Consider the following 739-nt stretch of genomic DNA (forward strand, 5'->3'; position numbering starts at 1 on the left):
CGTATCTCCGGGGCTCATCGAGCTCTCGATGTACTCCATCGCCCGTTCGATGTTCGCGACCTCCCGCAACTGGTCGCTCTCCTGCTGCCGCCCCTCGACCTTGCTTTCGACGTAATCCGCCAGTGTCGTGTGGTTACCCTCGATCCGAGCCGAGCCCAGGCTCTCCAGCATGTGGAAGATGCCTTTCAACTGGTAGAACACCGGCAACGGCGTACTGCCCTGAAGCTGCAAGCGCCGCAGGTGCTCGAGCTCGTTGAGCACATCCACCAGAGGCGAAGCGAAGGAAGGGTTCAGAAGCTGGAGTTCATGATGAGCAAATGGCGACATACGCAGGATTATCTCAAAAAACAATCTCGACTATCTTGAAAAAAGACCATGAAAGCCTTGATTACAGAGGGCTCCGTGACCAATCACTCATGAAACTATCTTGAATCAGTGGCCATATCAAATGAAAAGTGACCCTGCGCGGAACTGGAAAGGCAGCCAGTGCGGCATCTGACACGAACCTGCCGAGCCTCGTGCCGTGCAGCACCTGAGCAGGCATGGAACGTCACCTGTCTGTGATGGCGCAAGGACTGTGAGACCGCTGGTGCGTGAGCGCGGAGGCCAGGTCAAAGCCATGGAGATTCGAGAGGCTGGCGCGTCACTCGCTATCCTGAGCGAGGCACAAGATAGCTGTGTGGATAGTCGGCTGCCCGCCTCTGCGGCGATGGCGGGAGAAGAGACCCCAGGAGTTGGG

At 57.5% G+C, this 739-nt stretch carries 1 protein-coding gene; it reads right to left on the reverse strand.

The genetic code is table 11. The annotated features are described in order from the left end of the window. Nucleotides 1-327: Fic/DOC family N-terminal domain-containing protein (locus tag J0A65_RS24765; RefSeq protein ID WP_206596895.1), on the reverse strand; the 327-nt coding region annotated here is incomplete at its 3' end. Nucleotides 328-739 lie beyond the last annotated feature (412 nt).

It is taken from the genome of Bowmanella yangjiangensis (assembly GCF_017255015.1).
In the GTDB taxonomy this organism is placed as follows: domain Bacteria; phylum Pseudomonadota; class Gammaproteobacteria; order Enterobacterales; family Alteromonadaceae; genus Bowmanella; species Bowmanella yangjiangensis.